The sequence below is a fragment of the Occallatibacter sp. FHG110214_02 genome (assembly GCF_059115385.1).
In genome coordinates this window covers 144,843-162,792 of the sequence record NZ_JBZYWK010000001.1, presented here as the reverse complement: position 1 = coordinate 162,792, position 17,950 = coordinate 144,843, and the positions used below count along the sequence as shown (strand labels likewise).

Genomic DNA, 17,950 nt, shown 5'->3' with positions numbered 1-17,950 from the left:
GCCCATCCTGTTTGCGTTGGCAAAGATAGCCGTGATGTTTCTTGCGGCTACTCGTTGGCGACTCCCTGGCTGGCGGCAACCCACGCGGATAGAACACTGCTGTAAACAAAATCCTGCGCGCTGCATGTCGATGCGGTGGCTCCAATGGCCATGCCGCCGCGCACGTTGGGCGGCCACACGAATGTGTACGGGCCGCCGGTGGATGGCTGGCAGATGACAAACGTGGTGCGAAAACCCGCTGTGCCCGCCGCCAGCGTCGAAGAGATGACATTTGCGGAAAGCGTGATGGTATTCACCGTCGATGTGGCAGAGAAAGCGGGTGTTGCGCTCGATGCTGCCTGTGACTCCCCCGCAGAATGAAGCTGGCCGCCGGCATCTGTATAGATTGCGGCTGCGCCTGGGAGGGCAACGTCATAAACGGCGTGCGCCGCTACTTGCTGATATGCGTTGCTGCTTGTGCCCAACTGCACGGTGTTGTCGGCGACGGGCGCATGCGTATAGTTTGTGCCGGTGGAGGCAATGCTCTCTACAGGCGTTCCATTGCTTTCGAAGTAGACACTTTGGCTGGAGGAACCTCCCGCAGTGCCGAAATACACGGGCTCGTTGTAGCGCGACAGGAAGCGCTGGGCATATTGGTTTCCGTCCGGATATGTTGCAGGCTGGGAGCTGTCATAGGACAGTGTGCCAGAGGGAGCAACCTGTGCTGGATGAGGCTCTACATGCGTATTGCTATCCAGCACGCCGTCTGCCCTGACGGTGGCGACGGACTGTGGCGCCAGGTAGAGATACACGCCGATTGTGCCATTTGACTGCCGGTACGCCCGCAAAGATGCGTATGGGGTCGAACTGAGGTCGATGGCTCCTGAAGCAGTGGTCGAAAAGATTGGCGACGCTCCGTTGCTGATGGTCGTCACCAGCCTGCCCATGTTGCCGTTGTACTGCCCGGCGGTAAGCGTAAAGGTTGCCGAACCATGAACAAAGGCGCCTAGCGAGGACGGCGGAATTTCGGCGATAAGAAACGGCGTACCTATTGCAGAAGCATTCGTATTGCCAGCTGTGAATGTCATGACACGGTTGGGGTCTGTCGAGTCCAACCCGCGTGATTCCACAAATACGCCGCTCGCCGGAGTTGGATCGGCTTTGCAGGGATGCGCATTAAAGACAGTAAAGCGCGGCGGAAGGGCATACGTACTGTTAGCAATGCCGGACATCGAAGGGTCATACCAGCCGTATCCCACGTCTGTCGCTATACTTCCCGCTTTCAGAAACTGCACATATCCACTGTTTGGATTGTTCCCGTTATCGCAGAGCTGGTTCATGATGGTGATGTTTGGCGCCGTAGCCGAAAACCTGTAGTCCGCGACGTTCGAAAAGATTCCGCTTCCTGTATCTGCTGGATATATAAAGTTCGGGCTGTCCACTACTGCGCCTAACCCTCCGCCGTTGAGGAACCAAAAGCCATTCTTCGTCACAGAGTCAATTTCTGGATAAAGATAGTGATCGCCATATCCCCAATCCGAGATACCGACAGGTTGCCCCCACGGGTGTGGATGCAGAAACAGGGAGGCCACTGTGCCGCGTGTATTGAGTCCCGCAGTCTGCCCCACTGAACCGATTTGCAAATCCTTGAAGGTGGAGTCTGAGACCAGTGTTGTGATGCCGTATGCTGCTGCCGGAAGATCGGGTAGTACCGCTGTAAGTGCGCTGGTAATCCCCGTGCCAGCTCCAGTCACCGTGACGGAACTGACGGTGTAAAGCCCTGACCCGTCAGAAGTCATGGTTGCATACGCCGCAGGAGATGCTGTATAGCAGGTCTCATTGCCGCCGGCGCACTTGAAGATGACGTTGATTGGAGAGCCATTCACATAATGCTTGCTGCTGTCATAGCTACTGACCGTGATCCCGGTCAGCGTGCCGCTGCTCAGAGTCAGAGAAAGGTCTGCCGGTCCTGCATTGCTTCCGCTCCAGGCAAGCACGTTATCGGCAAAGACGTTTTCGCCCGCGCAGTTGTAGCCTGACGGGCATGTGCCACCGATGGATGAGAATGTATCTCCGAATTTAATCCAGCTTTCGTTATACGTGCTTGTACCAACCTGCGATGCTCCGACTGTCGAATTGATACAACTTACATCGCTGATTGTTCCGCCGAGCCATGCATTCCCCGCAAGGCACTCCTGCGCACGGCCATTGAGATTCAGCGTAAAGCCGCTCAAATGGGGGTCGAGCCAATGACTGGTGGCCGTGCTGGTTCCGTTAAGCGGCGGAAAGTTCAACAGTGGCGCGGTGACGCTACTGCCTGCCGTGATAGCCGTGTCCAGCCCGTAGAATCCTGAGCCTGCTCCGCGCAGCATCAACGCAAGTGTGGGAACGCCGCTGCTCGCGGGCGGGGTCAGCGAGAATCCATTATTCGCGGTGCTCGCTCCGGGAGGAAGCACGCCGGAGGCATGCCCAAGTGCGCCATTAGCAGGCGTATTGGCCAGGATTGCGCTCCAGAAATTGTCCAGAGCGGTATTCGAGCCGGAGGCGCGATAGCCGGAAGCATAGTATTCGCTGGCAATCTGATTTGCCACTGCCGTTGCTGCCGCTATGTTTCCAGTGACGGCAAGGCCGCTGGAGCCGTCCGAGGCGACCCCGGGCATGGCTGCCTGCGCGCCGAGGTTTGCGAGGGCGGAGGCTGTGGTGGTTGCGCCGGTTCCGCCGCTGGCTACGGGTACGGTGCTAATGCCGGTGACGGCTCCGCTGGAAGAGTAGGAAGCGATTTGGCCGGTGCTGCCTACGGCTGCGGTGACGCATGCGCCACCGGTGTTGGTGACGTAGCCGCTGCTGTCTACCTGCAGGCAGTAGTGGCTGCCGCTGGAGTCTGCTGCGATGCCGGGGAACTTGATGGAGGTGGGTCCAAGAAAGGACGCGTCGAGCGAGCCGTTGGAGTAGATGTCGGTTTCCGTGCCGGAGCCGGACTCATAGTTGAGGCGGATGTGGCCGCCGGTGTTGCTGGCGTTGATGTAGGTGTCGCCGGAGTTGTTGCTTTGGTAGGCCTTGAAGCTGTCGAGGCCGCCTACGGCGGAGTTGAGGGACCAGTTGTTGTTCTGGTCCTTGACCATGTACCACTGGCTTGCGCCGTTGAAGTCCTTGTAGACGAAGGAACCTTTCTGACTGGAGGTTGCGCCGGGCTGGAGGTAGTAGTCCACTTCGGCGTCGGCGTTGTTTTTGACGCTCATGGTGCCGCCGGATTGCGATGCTCCGCCGACCTGGAGAGTGCCGACGAATTGCGCGTTGCCTGCGCCGTTGATGGTGGCGACGGTGGTGTTGGCTGTGCCACCGGAGCCGATAACTACGCCGCCGGTGCCTGCGTTGTTGGAGCCGTTGAGGACGATTGCGCCTGCTCCGGCTGCGTTAATGACGGTCTGGTTGTTGGTGCCGCCGCTGGTGACAATTTCTGCTGTGGGGTTGGGGGCGGTGACTTGATTGCTGCCTGCGAAAGTGACTGTTGGCGCGCTGGTGTAGCCGCTGCCGCCGCTGGTCATGGTGATGGAGCCAACCTGGTAGCCTGCGCCCGAGTTGCAGTTGGGGTTGGCGGTGGTGGTCATGACTGCGGTGCCCGATGCGCCTGTGCCTCCGCCGCCGGAGAAGGTTACCGTGGGCGGCGTGGTGCTGGTGTAGCAGCCGCCGTTGTTGAGGACTACGTTGGTGACTACGTTGGCTGAGCCTGAAAGATACTGGCCGATGGAGAAGCGGTTGACGTTGTTCACCAAATCCTGAAGTTGCCAGATCTGGTAGCCGGTTCCCATGGCATCGGAGAAGCCTTCGAGCCAGCGATTGCCGTAGTCGGTCTGGATTTCGTTGAGCATGCCGCGCTCGTTGCCGGTGCCAGTGCCGAGGCGCTGGTGGTTGGTTACGGTTGCGTCCTGCTGGCTGGCGTACCAGTCGCCCTTGATGCCATTGCTGGCGCGGTGGAAGGCGTCAGAGAAGCTGTTGCGGCTGCCGTTGTCGATGAGCTTGCCGGTGTAGAGAGTTCCGCCGGTGAGGACGGAGTTGAAAGAAGAACCGGCATCGGCCTGGAACTGGATGGTTGAGTTTTCATTGCGGAGGCCGAGGACGGTGTTGTTGATGGCCGATGCGCCGAGGTGGAACATGGTGGCGCAGCTTTCTACGTCGCCACCGGAGAAGGTGTTGCCGTCGCCTTCGAGGAGATTGATGCCGGTTGTTCCGGCGATGGGGTTGCCACCGCTTGTTGGGCAGACTACGTGGGTCTTGATGAAGGTGCTGGCGTTGGCGTAGTTGCCTGCGATGTCTCCGGTGAGCTGCCAGCCGGTGCCGAAGGCATTGATGTAGACATCGATGAAGGTGCCGCCGGCGTAGTTGCCGGTTCCGTCGAGGACGATGCCGGTTTGGCCGGTGCTGTTGTTGCCGTTGAGGTAGACGCCGTCGAGGCGTAATTCCTGTGCTCGCTTGAAGTAGATGCCGGTGGCGGATGTGCCTGCATTGGCGGTGTTCAGGTTCAAATCGTGCATCCAGAAACCGGGAGTATTGACAGCGCCTGTCATGTCGCCGATCTGGAAGGCGTTGCTGCTGCCGGTGTATACCCAGACGGTGCCGCCTTGCGTGCCGTTGGCGGTGGAGCCACCCTGATAGGCGCAGCCGTGGATGGCTACGTTTCGGGTTCCGGCGGGGACGATGACCTGTTTTGCGGTAGTGATGGTGGAGCAGGGGAGGTAGATGGCCGCGTTGGGCGTGGCGATGGTTACGTTGCTGGCGATGGTGAGGGTGCTGGCGAAGTTGCGGGCGTCGCAGACACCGCCGGATGCGGAGCTGAGGTTGCTGACGCAGGCTTGCAGCTTTGCGCCGAAGTCGGAACCGGGAAACTGGTCCACTTGATAGACCGCGCCGAGTTGCGAGGCCGAAAGTGGACCAGTTGCGGTACCACCGCTGAGGGGGAGGGCTTGTGCAAACTGCGCGTCTACATAATGCTTGTCGGCAGCTTGCGTTGGCGCGGTGGGATCTCCATTGAGGTAAAGCGGGCCGCTGAGCGCGCCTCCGTTGGAAGCGAGCGAGCCCTTGGTCAGCGATTGGATGGCGTTATCGACGTACGACTTGCTGGCTGCCTGCACGGCCTGCGCGGCGGGGAGGACCTGGGCGCGGATTTGCGCGATGGTTGCCTGCGGCGCGGCGGGGACGGTCCAGTATTCCGTGCTGGTGGTGCCGTCGTTGAGGTGATAGACGGCGGTGTAGTAGAGGCCGGCGGGCGCGGCTCCGGCGTTGGGCGCGAGGTTGACGCTGAGGAATCCGTCGGCGCCGATGGTTACGGTTGTGCGTCCCGCGGCGACGGCCTGGCCCGCGTTGGTGGTAAAGGCCGGCCAGCTCAACTGCACGATACCGGAGGCAGGCGCACCGGAGGCGTTATAGACCGTTCCCTGAACGGTGGTGGTGGTGACCGCCTGCGCATGGCCTGGCTGCGGCGTGAGCAGGCCTAGCATGAGCGATATCAGCGAAACGGCGAGCCATTTGGCCACGCGTGGGGGATTGCTGGTTGCGAGACGCATTGTTGGTTTGTTCCTTCCTCGATTTGCTGGCCTCTACTGCGTGGCGAAGTGTTGCGAAGAAAAAAGGCACACGCGCCGCCACAGCGCGTGTGCCTGTTGCAGGCAAGAAAAAGGCCGGGGGAGAGAATCCCCGGCTTCCAAGGAGCTGCCTGCGAAGTGTTTGGTTAAAGACGCATACCTCAAGGGCTAAAGCCCCATCCATTTGCTGCTTTTTATGTATGGGCTAAAGCCCGTACCCTTCAAAAAACGATTCGTCTGGCACTGTTTGATGTTCCGTTGATTTGTGCGCTAAAAAAGCCGGGGGTAAAACCCCGGCCTACCAGTCGTGCCCTGATACAAAGCTCAAGTTGGTGGGAGTGTTATCCCCGGTCCCCAAATGCGAGGGACCGGGAAAACCCGCTAATTTTGGCGTATCCGGCTTGTTTTGTGAAACGTGATTCGTTTGTGGAGCCGGGGATGTTACGCCCGGCGTGGTGCTGGTTGCGGTTTGGGGCGTGATGCCTATTTCGCTTGTTACGGCGTTTACTGCGGGTTCGGTTTCTGGTTCGATTTCTTTTGGCTCGGCTTCTTCTGTTTCAGGTTCGTCTGGCTTTGCTTCTTTTTCGGCTAACTTTGCGGCGGCGGCTTCTGCTTCCCTCTTCTTCCTTGCTTCTTCCATCTCCGGAGTCCACTGCGGTTCGCTCATCCACTTCTCAATCAGGCTCATCCGGCGCGGGCCTGTTTCCTTCGGTTCGGGCAGGACGTATCCGTCTGCCAGCTTGATGAGGTAGGCGAGGGCTGTGACCCTCTTTTCCTCGATGAAGATGGTGTACAGCGTGTTGATGAGTCCTGCTGGGTCTTCCTTGATCTTTTCAAGCGCCAGGCGGCTGATCTCCGCGTCGGCGGTGTTCTTCTGCTTCGACTTCTCTTTACGGCTTCCGCTAAACAAGGTGCTACGGCTCATAATCTATGACTCCCTTTAATGTTTCGATTTATGTTTAATCCGGTTTAATTACTGCCTGCCGGAACAGGCCTCCATGGCACTGCGCCACTGAACACTTTGCTTTTACAACAGTCCCAAATGCGCCAGTTTTGCGCGCCTTACTATATGCAGCCCATTTGGAACCGGCGCTGAAAACGCCCGTGTGCCCTGGAGGCCGTCCGAATGTAATTTATGGCGGAGAAGACACGGCTTCCCCTTGTGGGAAAGATCGGCTTTCCCAACTGGTTTGCTCTCTGTTTTGTGGCTATGTTTTAAGAGTACAGATTTCGACTTAATTGAGCGCAAACTTTCCGGAAGTTTTTTCGCGTTTATTTTCAATTACTTAGTAAGTTTTCCACAGGGGCGGGGCTTGACAAAAGTTTTCCACAGGGGAAGTTGGAGGAGATAGAAGGCGAAAAAACAGGGAAAAAAGGGACGGGGACAAGGGGTTATAGATAAACGGCTAAAGCTGTAAAAACGGGAAAACCATAAAGAGCAAAAACTAATAAGAGGCAACCTCAGATCCTTCGCTCCGCCTACCCCAATGCGCTTCGCTCAGGATGACATCCCCTAATTTTTTGGGAGAGCGGAGACAGGGAGAACGACAGACGGGAGAACTAGCGGTATTGGTATCCCGCCCTTGCGACAGAAAGAAGTCGCAAGGATGGGGCACGGGCTTTGTGGAATTGCATCTCTCGCTTGTTCCCTGTTCTTACGTTCCTTCTACTTTGGTTACTTGGGTGGGGAGGGAGAACTCGGCGCCGGCGGATTCTACTATGCTCAGGATTTTTAATAGAAGGCTTTCCTGCACTACTAACGATGCGCCGTAGTTGACAGCGAAGATGTAGGCGGAGATTTCTATGTCGTCGGACACGCTGCCGATGGCGGTGAAGTTGGCGCGGAAGGTTGTGGTCTCTACTGCCGGTTCCTCTTCCATGAGCTTGCGGATGCCGGTGAGTACCTTTTCCATCTGTTCGGCGGTGGTGTCGTACTTGAGGTTGACGATGTGGTGGAACCAAAACTTGTCGCGGAAGGTATAGTTTTCCACGTTCATGGAGGCAAGCTGGCCGTTGGGGATGGTGACGATGGTGCGGCTGAAGGTGCGGATGCGCGTGGAGCGCAGGCCGATGTCGAGGACGACGCCTTCGACGGTGCCGATTTTGCACTGGTCGCCGATGCGGATGGGGCGGTCGGAAATAATCATGATGCCGCCGAAGAGATTTTCAATCGTCTTTTGCGCGGCGAAGGCTACCGCTAAACCGCCGATGCCGAGGCCGGTGAGGGCGGCAGTGAGATTGACGCCGCGAATCTGAAGGATGACGAGGGCACCGATGATGATGGCGGCGATTTGCGAGAGGCGGCCTATGAGTCCGGCGAGGGCGATGCGGTCCGTGGACTGCACGCGCTGGAGGCGGGCTACAGCGAGCTCGCTGATGAGTCCTACGGAACGCGAGACTAGCCACGTTATGGCTATGACCAGAAAGAGCAGGCCGATGTTGTGCCAGAAGGCGCGGCCTAAGAGGGATTCCGCTGTGGCTCCGAAGATGAGCAGCGTGATAGCGAAGAAGAGCAGGCGGATGGGGGCGCGGATGCTGCGGACTTTTTCAATGGCGGGCTCGCCGCCGACGCGTTGTGCGATTTTCTTGAGGATGGGCAAGCCGAACAGGTTGACCCAGGAGCCGAGAAGCAGGGCCAGCGGAATGGCTACAAGCAGCAGGAACCAGCGCCAGAGTGGCGTGGCGAGGAACTGGCGCTGCAGCCAGGAGGGGAGTCTTTGCACGAGCGGCGAGGGTTCGGAGAGGTTTTCGTAGGCGTCGGGGATTTGGCGGAGGGTGTCTTGCGAGAAGAGCCAGACTTGCGGGTCGTCGCCGTGCTTGACGCGTTCCAGAACGATAGGCAGCTTGCCGCCGCGGATGGCGGCGGATCCGATTAGCTCCTGATTGGACTTTTCACTGGGGCTTTGGCTGCCGTTGGGGTCGTGGCTGATGGTGGCGAGGTTGATGGAGTTGTCGCGGTCGAGGACGGCTTTGAGTTGCTGGGCCAGCTCGTCGGCAAGGGCGGCTTTTTGCTTGGTATCGAGGTATTGGGAGGCGGTGTCCCAGTCGCCTTTGTTGGCGGCTTTGACGAAGCCGAGGACGGTGCCGTGGGGGGTGCTGCGGCCTAGTGGGTCGTCACTGGCTTCGGGTTGCGCGGGGGCGGGGGTGCTGGTTGCAGCAGGGGTGGCTGCGGGGATTTGGGCGGGGAGAAGCGGGGTTAGGAGCAGGAGGGCGAAGAGGAGGGTTATTCCACCCTTGCGACGGAAAAAAGTCGCGAGGATGGGGCACGGGGCGTTTGTGGCGGGGATGGTTTGGAGCGGCGGCATCATGCGCAGTGTAACTTAACGGCTCGGTGTTCTCTGGCGTGACTATTTTGGATTCTCTTGCGCGGCTACTCGGCGTGCTCTTGCGTGGCGTGCAGGAGGCGGGATTCAGTGAGGTCCAGTTCGTGCTCCAGCTTGCGGAGGAGGGCGTCATTGATGCGGCCCTGGTTGCGGAGGCGGATGGCGGTCTGGCGCTCGACGCGAAGGGCTTCAAGCGAGAGTTCGAGGTAGTCGTTGTGCTGTTGCGCAGCCTCGTGGCTGGTGTCGTAGAGGCTGGCGAGGCGATGACGGTAGCGCGTGGAGAGGTCATCGTAAAGCTTGCCATCGCGGGCAGAATCGTTTTCGCGAGCCTTTTCTAGGTGGTTGACGGCGGAGGAGGTGACGAGGCGGCGGGCTTCGATTTCTTCGCAGTTGGGGCCTTCGGCTCCGCCAAGTCCCAGCCGGCTGATGATGGAGGGCAGGGTAAGCCCTTGCAAGACGAGCGTAACCAGGATGACGCAGAAGGTAAGAAGGATGATGGAGTTGCGATGCGGAAAGGGTACGCCGTCCTGCAAAACAACGGGCAGCGCCATGGCGGCGGCAAGTGAGACGACGCCGCGCATGCCGGTCCAGCCGACAACGAAGACCTGCTTATTGTTGACCGGCGGGATGATGCGCTTGGAGATGCCGTCGTGGATGTAGTGGGCAAAGTGCGCCGAGGGATAGACCCAGATGAGCCGCAGCAGGATAAGCAAAAGTGAGAAGAGCGCGCCGTCGAGGAGCAGCTTGTTGATACCGTACTCCGCAATGGAGGCGCGGATGATGGGAAATTGCAGGCCTATGAGCACAAAAACCACGCCGTTGAGGATAAATGTGAGCGATTCCCATACGGACCAGACCTTCATGCGGCTGGCGGGGGAGAAGAACTGCGTGCTGCGGCCGGTGAGGAAGAGTCCGCAGGCGACAACGGCGAGAACGCCTGAGGCGTGGATGGCATCAGCGGCGAGATAGGCGACGAAGGGCGACAGGATGGAAAGCGTAATTTCGATGGAAGAGTCTTCGACGCGGCGCTCGATGAAGAGATTGGCCCAGCCAATGACGAGGCCAACAACAATGCCGCCGGCGGTGAGCCAGAAGAGCTTGAAGATGCCTTCGGCAACGGTGGGAATGTGCTCGTGGACGACGATATCGGTGGCGAACTCTAGGGCGAGCAGGCCGGTTGCATCGTTGATGAGGGATTCGCCTTCGAGGATATCCACGATGCGCTCGGGCAGGCCAATGCGGCGCGCGATAGCCGAGGCGGCAATGGCGTCCGTAGGCGCGACAACGGCTCCAAGGACCATGCCGAGTCGCCAATCAAAGCCGGGAAGGAAGTATTTTGCCAGCAGCGAGACGCCGAGGACGGTGAAGCCTACGAGTCCGAAAGCCAATAACGAGATTTGGATGATGTGGGCTTTGAACTCGCGGATGGAAGTAGTCCATGCGGAGGAATAAAGCAGTGGCGGGAGGAAGATGAGAAAAATCAGGTCGGGGTTGAGCGAAACCTGCGGGATGCCGGGGATGAAACTGAGCGCGAGGCCGCCAAGCACCATCACGATGGGGTAGGGCGTGGAGATTTTGCGCGCAAAGATGCCGAAGACGATGACGAAAAACAGCAGGAGGAGAAAGACGGTTTCTACGGCGTGGATTTCGCTCATTTTCGTTGCCCCAGGGGAGTGGGTTCGTGCCTTGCTGTGAGGATAACGAAAAGCAGGGACAAGGGAACAGGGATTAGAGACAAAGGGATAGAGAAAATGGGCAAAAGCTGTAAGCGGCCATTTAGAGTTCGTCCTTGAGCAGGACAGAATGCGTGGGATCACGCGGGTCCACGTGAACCATAACAGCCCGGCCTTTGAAGGAATCTGCCCATGCCCGCCCTTCAGCTTCTTCACGGAACATGCGGCTGAACTCGCCCACCTGTAACTCGGGATTGCGATAGAAGTAGGTAAGCGTGGCAAGGTAGCCGATCACGGGCGCTCCGTAACGGTCCTGCTCCGTTTGCTTGACGACCGTGACAATATCGATGACAGCCGATGCAGTTGCCCAATCGCGCCCACGCAAACTATTGAACCATTGAACAGTAAACCGCCCATAGCGATAGCTAACTGTGCTGATTCCAGCTAGCAGTAGCATCACCAGGTTGAACCAGCCTGAAATGGAGTTGTGCATGGCAGCAGCCTCTGACGGATTCTCCGTTCAACACGTTGCGCAAATTATCGCATGACTCATCATCGGCTCAGGGTTAGTTCGATGCCACCGGTAAAGCTGCGGCCGGGCATGGGGATGTCCTGGATTTCCTGGTAACCGGTATTGCTGAGGTTGGCCATGCGGAGGTAGGGACGGATGCGGCCGCGCTCGCGGGTCAGTTCTGTATCCCAGACGGGGTAGGGATCGGCTTGATAGCGCTGGGTTATGGCCAGGCGGGTGCGGACGAGGAAGGCGCGCTTGACGTCGGCGGTGTACTCGAAGCTGGCGTTGTTGACGGGGTAGTTGAAGATGTATTGCGATTCGAGGCCATGGAGGGCCTTTTGTGCGCCGTTGACGAGGGTCCAGGCTAGCTTGAGGGTTTGGTTTTTGGCGGGTTGATAGAGCAAGGAAGCTTCTACGCCGGTGAAGCGGAGGCCAGTTAGGTTGGCGGCTTGCCATTGTGGCGCGCCGACGGGACGGACGTAGTCGATGGCGTCGTGCTGGCGGGAGTAGAAGACTGTTAGCGATGCAGCAGTGCGCGAAGTGGCATACCAGTCAAGGCCGCCGTCTGCCGACCATGCGGATTCGGGCTTGAGGTTGGCGTTGCCGATTGTCGTGGGGTCAGTGTAGTAGAGGTCGGTATAGGTGGGCAGGCGGAAACCGTAGCCGGCTGAGGCGCGGGCCTTCACGGACGGCGTGAGCCAGAGGCTGCCGGCAAGGTCGGGGCTGAAGACGCTGCGTTCGCCGCCGGAGAGGATTTCTTCGCGGGCTCCGGCGGTTAGCGTGGCCTGTCGGCCTAAGACGCGGGTGCGGAGGTCGAGATTCAAGTAGCCTGCGCCCTGGTTGCGGGCGTGGATGCCTAGATTGTTCGAGTCGATGCTGTCGCCGTTGAATTCGAGGCCGTAGGCTAGCGTGGCTGTCTTAGTGATTTCGTCGTGGCGGCGGAGGACGGCTTGCCAGCTTGCGTCGTTGTGGTTGTTGGCGTAGTAGCTGGGGTTGTCACGGAAGAGGATGAAGTTGTCGGCGTGGCGGCGGTAGCCGAAAGCGGCTTCGGTTTTGGGATTGAATTGCTGGTCGATAGAAGAGAACCAGCCCTTGGTGCGCTCCCATGAGTTGTAGGGGCCGTAGAACTGGTCGGCTCCGAAAGCGCGGTCGCTTCCGGCCAGAAGAATGTCGGTTGTGCCGATGGGAGTAGAAAATCTTGTTTCGGAGCTGGCGGTTTCGTTGCGGTAGTCGCGGTCAGGGATGAAGCCGGTTGAGAAGTTACGCGTGGCGGTTAGCTGCTGGGTGAATGGCTTGCGTACATAGGCGGCGGTGGCTGCCTGTTCATTTTCCCCGAAGCTGCCCATGCCGGCGCGGAGGGTCAGGCTTGTTGCTTCCGGTGTGGCTGTCAGGAAGTTGATGACGCCGCCGAGGGCGTCAGAGCCATAAAGTGTGGAGCCTGCGCCGTGAAGGATTTCGATGTTGCGCATGGCTTCGAGCGGGATGGGGAGGTCGAGGTTGTGGTGGCTGGCCTGGGAGTCGTTCATGCGGAGGCCGTTGATTAAGACCAGCGTTTGCTCGAAGGATGCGCCGCGGATAGAGATGTCGGATTGTGCGCCGCCTGCGCCGCGCTGCTCGATGAAGGTGGAGGGGTCAGTGCGGAGGTAGTCTTCGGGGGTTTCAAAGGCTAGCGGGTGCTGTTCCGTGTCCAGAACGACTACGGCGCGGGGGGTGTCGGCGAGCATTACGGGCTCGGGGGTGCCGGTGACAATTACGGTTTGCTGGAAGGGGGAGGCTGGGGAGGAAGATGGGGTTTGCTGTGCGGCGGCCAACGACGAAAAGAGTACGAAAAAGGGGAAGGTTCTCATAGTTTTGAGAGCGCTTGTTGAGACGGTTTGTATCTTTGGCGCTCTCTTTCAGGATAGTTGGTTTGGGGGAGTGGGATATGGGAGAGTGGGGGAATCTTATGCGAGGTATTTGCACCGGGAATGGGGCGCTGGGGGTTGCCGGCGCGTGTATATAAAGTAGGCGAACGGAGGGATGGGATGCGCGGGTTGAGTGTGGCGGTTGGGGTGGTGGTTCTGGCGGTGAGTGTGGGGGCGCAGAAGGGGCCGGGGCCTGTGGTGGCTGTGGGGCCGCAGTATGACTCTACGCATGTTTATGTGGCGCCGGGGGATGTGGATGGGTTTGTTGCGGCGTTTACGGGAGTGTTTGGCGGGAAGAGTACCAAACAGGTGGTGACTACGGTGACGCCTACGCCTAGCAAGACTTCTTCGCAACTGATTGCTACTCCGGCGGGGGTGGTTTCGCTGTTTGGGTTTCAGACGCCGATTCCGTTTCCGTTTGGCGCGGAGCGGACGGGGTATCTCGTAAAGGATATTGATGTGGCGGTGCGGGCTGCGAGGGCGGCGGGGGCGGTGGTGCTTGTCGATACGTTTCCTGATCCGATTGGGAGGGATGCGATTATCCAGTGGCCGGGTGGGGTGAATATGCAGCTTTATTGGCATACGACGCCGCCTTCTTATCCGGCTTTGCAGATGGTTCCGGAGAATAGGGTTTATCTTTCGGCGGATGCTGTGGGGGCGTTTGAGAAGAGCTTTCTCAGGTTTTCGCGTGGGAGGGTGGTTTCTGACGATGCCCGTGCAGATGGTGTGGAGATTAGGCGGGCGGGGGAGACGTACCGGCGGATTCGGATTGAGTCAGGGTTTGGGAAGATGGTGCTGCTGGTTACGGATGGGCATTTGCCGTGGCCTTATGGGCGGGAGACTACGGGGTATGAGGTTGCGGATTTGAAAGCGACGCTGGAGAAGGCTAAGGGGCTGGGCGTTGAGGTGCTGGCGGGGCCGTATGCTGCCGGGGAACGCAATGCAGCAATGGTGCGGTTCCCCGGCGGGGTTGTGGTGGAGATTCACTCCTCGGCGAAGTGATACGTTATGCGCGGAGTAGAGCTGGCTTGGTGGTGGCTAGTTTGGCAATGAGTTCGCCGAAGAGGGTGTTGGCCCAGGCGAACCAGGTGCGGGTGAAGTTTTTGGCGTCGTTTTTGTTGTAGCTTTCGTGGACGAAGCCGCTGCCTGCGGTGCCGGATTTCAGGAGCTGGACCATGCGGCGGATTTCTTCGTCGCTGGTGCTGGTGAAGGCGAAGATGATTTGCGACATGGGCCAGATCATGTCGGCGCCTTCGTGCGGGCCACCGATTCCCTCCCCTGCTGAACCGGAGAAGAACCATGGGTTGCGCTTCGACCAGACGAAGGCGCGGGTGCGGGCGTAGAGAGCGGCGTCGGGAGAGCTGTCGATATAGGGCAGCGCGAGGAGGCTGGGGACGTTGGCGTCATCCATGAGGACCTGTCCGCCGAAGCCATCGACTTCATAGGCCCAGATGGGGCCTTCGGGGGTTTGAGCCGTTGCGTATTGCTTGAGGGCCGATTCGACTTCCTGGGCAAGGGCATGGGCTTCGTTGGCTAACGCGGCGTCATGCAGGATGGCGTTGGACATTTCGGCTAGCTGACGGAGGCTGGTTACGGCGAAGAGGTTCGACGGGATGAGGAATGGGAAGATGCAGGCGTCGTCGGACGGACGGAAGCCGGAGGCGATGAGGCCTACGGGATTCACCGGGTTACCGTAGCCCTTTTCGTTAAGGGTTTCGGTGGTGGTGAGGGCGGTGCGCTGGAAGTGGTAGGGGCCAAGGCCGTCTTTACGCTGCTGCTCGCGCATGGTGCGGAGGACGATGCGCATGGCCTCTTTCCACTGCGCGTCAAAGGGCGCGGTGTTGCCGGTTTGCTTCCAGTAGCCGTGGGCCAGGCGAATGGGGTAGCAGAGGGAGTCTAGCTCGTATTTGCGCTCGCCTACACCCTGCTTCATCTCGGTATGGTCTTTCTGGCTCCAGTCGAGGGCGGGGGCGTTGAGGTCGGCCATGAAGGCGTTGGCGTAAGGGTCGATGTGAATGTGGCGGACCTGGCGGCGGATTACACCCTCAATAAGGCTGCGGAGGCGGTCGTCGCGCTTGCAGAGCGGGAGATAGGGCCAGACCTGCGCGGAGGAGTCTCGCTGCCACATGGCGGCGATGTCGCCGGTGATGACGGCGGTGTCGGGGTGGCCTTCAAAGGTACCGGGCTCGACGGTGGTGTCGAGGGTGTTGGGGTAGCAATTGGTGAAGAGGCGCGCTAATTCGGGGTCGGGGATGCGGGCGCTGATTTCAGTGAGGAACTGCTCGACGGCTTCGGAACGGAAGCGGCGGTCGGCGGGTGCGGGGCGGGAGCCGGTGGTGGTGGGGTCAGCGGGTGCCGCAAAAGAGGTGCGAGGGAGAAGCGTGGCTACGGTGGCTGCTGCACCAGTGGCTAAGAATTGGCGGCGAGATGGGTTGCGAAGCGGATTTTGCATTTTTGACCTCGGTGGATACGACACCTGAGAATAGGTGGTATCGTTACCACGGCTCTTTCAGTACTTTACAATTTCTTCGAAGGTGAAGCCTCATCATGCAATCTATCTCACGCCGCCGATTTTTGCAGTCTACGGGCGCACTTTGCGCCGCCACCGCTCTGCCGTTGCCTGTGTTCTCTGTACCTACCGGGAAAGACGCGGCGGACCCGCTGAAGTGGGTTGATCCACGCATTGGAACGGGAGGGCATGGGCACTGCTATCCGGGCGTTAGCCTGCCGTTTGGCGCGGTGCAGATGAGCCCGGACACGTTTAACGACGAGTGGGACTGGTGTTCGGGATACCACTTGTCGGATACGTCAATTATGGGGTTCAGCCATACGCATTTGAGCGGTACGGGATGCGGGGATTTGCTGGATTTCCTGGTAATGGCCGGTGTGGGCGAAGTGAAGCTGGTGCCTGGGTCGCGGACGAATCCGGAAGAGGGATACCGCTCGCGGTTTTCTCATGATGAGGAAGTTGCGGAGCCGGGGTACTACTCGGTTGTGCTGCAGGACCCGAAGGTAAAGGTGGAACTGACGGCTACGGAGCGGACAGGGCTGCAGAAGTACACGTTTCCGGCGAGCGAGGATGCGTGGCTGATTGTGGACCTGAACCACAGCTACCTGACGAATGGAAAGTCCTCCGTGAAGTCGGCGGAGCTGGTGCAGATCAGGCCGGATACGCTGGCGGGCGGGCATGTGACGCATGCGTGGGGCAATGGACGAAAGCTTTATTTCACGCTGCAGGTTTCCAAGCAGCCGGAGCGCGTGACGTTCTACTCCGATGACAAGCTGGTGGAGGGCAAGGACAAGCTGGAGGGGACGAACCTGAAGGCTGTGCTGCACTTCAAGACGCATGCGAATGAAGCGATCCTGGTGCGGACGGGCGTCTCTGGCGTGAGCGCGGAGGGTGCGGCGAAGAACCTGAAGGCTGAGCAGGCGGATTGGGATTTTGCTAAGACTCGCATAGCCGCGCAGAAGGCTTGGCGCGAGCAGTTGTCGCGGATTCATGCGGAGTTTGCGAAGCCGGAACAGAAGCGGATTTTCTATACGGCGATGTATCACATGTCACTGGGACCGCAGTTGTTTGATGACGTGGATGGGCAGTACCGCGGGATGGATCAGCAGATTCACCAGCTTGCTGCGGGTACGCATAACTACACGACCTTTTCGCTGTGGGATACGTTCCGCGCGGCGCATCCGGCGTATACGCTTTTCCAGCATGACCGGATTCCTGACTTTGTGAATACGCTGGTGCGGATGGCGGAAGAGAGTCCGGCGGGTATGCCGGTGTGGCCGCTGCAAGGCACCGAGACAGGCACGATGACCGGGTATCACTCGGCCAGTGTGATTTCGGAAGCGATTGTGAAGGGCTTTACGGGGATTGATGAGCAGGCCGCCTACAAGGTGATGCGGAAGCGCGCGTTTGACGATAACTGGCGCGGGCTTGGGTATTACCGCAAGATGGGCTACATTCCTTCGGACCGCGAGGGTGAATCGATTTCCAAGACGTTTGAGTATTGCTATAACGACTGGGCGATTTCTCACGTAGCGGACAAGCTGGGGCATGCGGATGATGCGGAGACGCTGCGGAAGCGCTCGATCAATTACCGCAACTACTTCAACGCAAAGAGCGGCTTTATGGAGCCGAAGCTGGAGGACGGCTCATTTGCTACGCCGTTTGACCCGATTGAGATGGGGCACAGCGACAAGTGGCGCGATTACACGGAGTCGAATGCGTGGCAGACGACGTTTGGCACGATGCACGATGCTCCGGGAACGATTGCGCTGTTTGGCGGGCGGGAACAGTTTTTGACGAAGCTGGACTCGCTATTTACGGTGCCTTCGACGCTGCCGCCGGATGCTCCGCCGGATATTGCCGGGATGATTGGGCAGTATGCGCATGGCAATGAGCCTTCGCATCATATTGCTTACCTGTTTGTGTATGCCGGCGCGCCGTGGAAAACGCAGGCGCGGGTGCGCTGGATTATGGACAACATGTACTGGGATAAACCTGTCGGCATTGAAGGCAATGAGGACGTGGGACAGATGTCGGCGTGGTTCCTGCTTTCGTCGCTTGGGTTTTACCCGGTGAATCCGGTGAGCGGGACGTATGTGCTTGGCTCGCCGGTGGTGGAACGCGCTACGGTTGAGCTGGGCGGCGGGAAGAAGCTTGAGGTGGAAGTGAAGCGCGGCGCGGCGAGTGATGCGTATGTGCAGAGCTTTACGCTGAATGGCAAGAAGCAGGATCGCGCGTGGTTCCGTCATGAGGATATTGCGAATGGCGGGCGGATAGTGCTGGAGCTTGGAGCGGAGCCTAATACTTCGTTTGGCGCGGCGCCGGAGCTGGCTCCGCCGTCGTTGAAGCTGAGCTAAACAATATCGCGCTAGAATGATGCAGAGCCCTGGCTGGAGTCCGGCCGGGGCTCTGCTTTTTTGCGGCACGTTACCGACGGCAGATTGACCGTTGCACCTGAAAAATGAGAAT

At 59.2% G+C, this 17,950-nt stretch carries 9 protein-coding genes; 2 read left to right on the top strand and 7 right to left on the bottom strand.

The window, feature by feature from the left end; all coding sequences use genetic code 11:
• Positions 1-47: 47 nt before the first annotated feature.
• The 6 genes from AC5S3R_RS00620 to AC5S3R_RS00595 all read right to left on the bottom strand — a co-directional run bounded on the left by AC5S3R_RS00620 (position 48) and on the right by AC5S3R_RS00595 (position 12,915).
• Positions 48-5,540: a beta strand repeat-containing protein gene (locus tag AC5S3R_RS00620; protein ID WP_494264666.1), complete on the bottom strand. Its 5,493-nt coding sequence runs from the start codon at positions 5,538-5,540 to the stop codon at positions 48-50.
• Between the two features lie 316 nt (positions 5,541-5,856).
• Positions 5,857-6,483 carry a hypothetical protein gene (locus AC5S3R_RS00615; protein WP_494264665.1) on the bottom strand — a complete coding sequence of 209 codons (627 nt, stop codon included), beginning with the start codon at positions 6,481-6,483 and terminating at the stop codon, positions 5,857-5,859.
• Between the two features lie 730 nt (positions 6,484-7,213).
• A complete protein-coding gene (locus AC5S3R_RS00610) occupies positions 7,214-8,866 on the bottom strand; it encodes a mechanosensitive ion channel family protein (protein ID WP_494264664.1) in 1,653 nt (550 codons plus the stop codon).
• A 62-nt stretch (positions 8,867-8,928) separates the two neighbouring features.
• Positions 8,929-10,536 carry a Na+/H+ antiporter gene (locus AC5S3R_RS00605; RefSeq protein ID WP_494264663.1) on the bottom strand — a complete coding sequence of 536 codons (1,608 nt, stop codon included), beginning with the start codon at positions 10,534-10,536 and terminating at the stop codon, positions 8,929-8,931.
• 121 nt (positions 10,537-10,657) lie between these two features.
• The gene (locus AC5S3R_RS00600; RefSeq protein ID WP_494264662.1) at positions 10,658-11,047 is read right to left on the bottom strand and encodes a DUF3592 domain-containing protein; all 390 of its coding nucleotides are present in this window, start codon (positions 11,045-11,047) and stop codon (positions 10,658-10,660) included.
• Positions 11,048-11,106: 59 nt separating this feature from the next.
• The gene (locus tag AC5S3R_RS00595) at positions 11,107-12,915 is read right to left on the bottom strand and encodes a TonB-dependent receptor plug domain-containing protein (RefSeq protein WP_494264661.1); all 1,809 of its coding nucleotides are present in this window, start codon (positions 12,913-12,915) and stop codon (positions 11,107-11,109) included.
• Between the two features lie 177 nt (positions 12,916-13,092).
• Here AC5S3R_RS00595 and AC5S3R_RS00590 point away from each other — a divergent pair, with 177 nt between their 5' ends.
• Positions 13,093-13,974, top strand: coding sequence for a VOC family protein (locus AC5S3R_RS00590; protein ID WP_494264660.1), 882 nt, complete (start codon positions 13,093-13,095; stop codon positions 13,972-13,974).
• A gap of 4 nt (positions 13,975-13,978) precedes the next feature.
• On the opposite strand, the gene AC5S3R_RS00585 is transcribed toward AC5S3R_RS00590, so the two are convergent.
• On the bottom strand, positions 13,979-15,424 hold the full coding sequence (locus AC5S3R_RS00585; protein WP_494264659.1) for a glycoside hydrolase family 125 protein: 1,446 nt from the start codon (positions 15,422-15,424) through the stop codon (positions 13,979-13,981).
• Between the two features lie 95 nt (positions 15,425-15,519).
• Here AC5S3R_RS00585 and AC5S3R_RS00580 point away from each other — a divergent pair, with 95 nt between their 5' ends.
• Positions 15,520-17,838: a GH92 family glycosyl hydrolase gene (locus AC5S3R_RS00580; RefSeq protein ID WP_494264658.1), complete on the top strand. Its 2,319-nt coding sequence runs from the start codon at positions 15,520-15,522 to the stop codon at positions 17,836-17,838.
• Positions 17,839-17,950 lie beyond the last annotated feature (112 nt).

What these genes read in the sequence shown, in the direction of transcription:
- AC5S3R_RS00600 (WP_494264662.1), bottom strand. Translation starts at nt 11,047, where the DNA reads ATGCACAACTCCATTTCAGGCTGGTTCAACCTGGTGATGCTACTGCTA.
- AC5S3R_RS00605 (WP_494264663.1), bottom strand. Translation starts at nt 10,536, where the DNA reads ATGAGCGAAATCCACGCCGTAGAAACCGTCTTTCTCCTCCTGCTGTTT.
- AC5S3R_RS00595 (WP_494264661.1), bottom strand. Translation starts at nt 12,915, where the DNA reads ATGAGAACCTTCCCCTTTTTCGTACTCTTTTCGTCGTTGGCCGCCGCA.
- AC5S3R_RS00580 (WP_494264658.1), top strand. Translation starts at nt 15,520, where the DNA reads ATGCAATCTATCTCACGCCGCCGATTTTTGCAGTCTACGGGCGCACTT.
- AC5S3R_RS00590 (WP_494264660.1), top strand. Translation starts at nt 13,093, where the DNA reads ATGCGCGGGTTGAGTGTGGCGGTTGGGGTGGTGGTTCTGGCGGTGAGT.
- AC5S3R_RS00585 (WP_494264659.1), bottom strand. Translation starts at nt 15,424, where the DNA reads ATGCAAAATCCGCTTCGCAACCCATCTCGCCGCCAATTCTTAGCCACT.
- AC5S3R_RS00620 (WP_494264666.1), bottom strand. Translation starts at nt 5,540, where the DNA reads ATGCGTCTCGCAACCAGCAATCCCCCACGCGTGGCCAAATGGCTCGCC.
- AC5S3R_RS00610 (WP_494264664.1), bottom strand. Translation starts at nt 8,866, where the DNA reads ATGATGCCGCCGCTCCAAACCATCCCCGCCACAAACGCCCCGTGCCCC.
- AC5S3R_RS00615 (WP_494264665.1), bottom strand. Translation starts at nt 6,483, where the DNA reads ATGAGCCGTAGCACCTTGTTTAGCGGAAGCCGTAAAGAGAAGTCGAAG.